This is a genomic window from Campylobacter sp. BCW_6871, from assembly GCF_001762325.1.
GTDB lineage: Bacteria > Campylobacterota > Campylobacteria > Campylobacterales > Campylobacteraceae > Campylobacter_D > Campylobacter_D jejuni.
This window is the reverse complement of the sequence record NZ_MJWQ01000020.1, coordinates 1-864: the sequence shown is the minus strand read 5'-3', so window position 1 is coordinate 864 and position 864 is coordinate 1. Positions and strand designations below refer to the sequence as shown.

The following is an 864-nucleotide window of genomic DNA, read 5'->3' as shown; positions in this document are numbered from 1 at the left end:
AGGATAAAAAGTTCTATTTCACTTTCAAATACAAAAAGATGTTTATAGTGTTTAGCTAAATTTTTAATAAGCAAAGCATTGCCTATACCATAAATACATATAAAAGGATATCTAGGAGTTTTTTCTAAAATACTTTGATAGAAAAAATTTAATTCTTCTTCTAAGTTTTCATACATGAAAACATTATGAGTTTTATCAAAGATATTTAAATTTTCATCTATATTAAAACGAGAACAAGTTTTATTTTGTATGAAATTTAAAAGTTTATTTCCTAAGGGTTCATTTACCCCACTTAATAAAGCTTGTATGTTTTTTTCTAGTATGGTCATTAGCTTTCCTTAAAAGAATTGATGATAATATTTATTCTTTGTTCTAACTTTTCTATAAAATAAAACAACCATTCATCATAAGCTTTGATATAAGCACTGATGAAACTAGCATGATCTAAAATATTTTCTTTATAAACTAAGCTTATCCTAAGTCCTCGTTCATAAATCACTGCTTTTAAAATACCATCCTGTATAAACTCATCTGTATCTAAAGAGTGATTGAAATTTTCTATATTTTGATAAACTTTTTCTAAAAATTCCAAAGGTAAAATAAAATCTTTACTGAGTATGTTTTCTAAAATTTGTTTTAAAGCTAAAGCATCGTCTAAAAATCTTTTAGCATTATCTTGATCTTTTTGTATTTTTTCTTTGAATTTAACTAGGAGTTTATCACTTCTATTTTTAGTTAAACTTTTTGGAAGTTCAAATTTAGGTTTTTCTTTTGTAAGGAGTTTTTCACAACATTCTTTAAAGGAAAGTTCTTCAGTAAAATTAATCCTTGCTCCACCTTCAGTGGCATTGTAAAATTTAGCTT

Annotated in this window: 2 pseudogenes; both read right to left on the bottom strand. The window is 24.7% G+C overall.

Going from position 1 to position 864, the window contains the following annotated elements:
* Positions 1-329, bottom strand: a pseudogene (locus AJ930_RS02375) (motility associated factor glycosyltransferase family protein); the annotation flags it as partial.
* Positions 329-864: pseudogene (locus tag AJ930_RS02370) on the bottom strand (motility associated factor glycosyltransferase family protein); the annotation flags it as partial. The pseudogenes AJ930_RS02370 and AJ930_RS02375, both read right to left, overlap by 1 nt.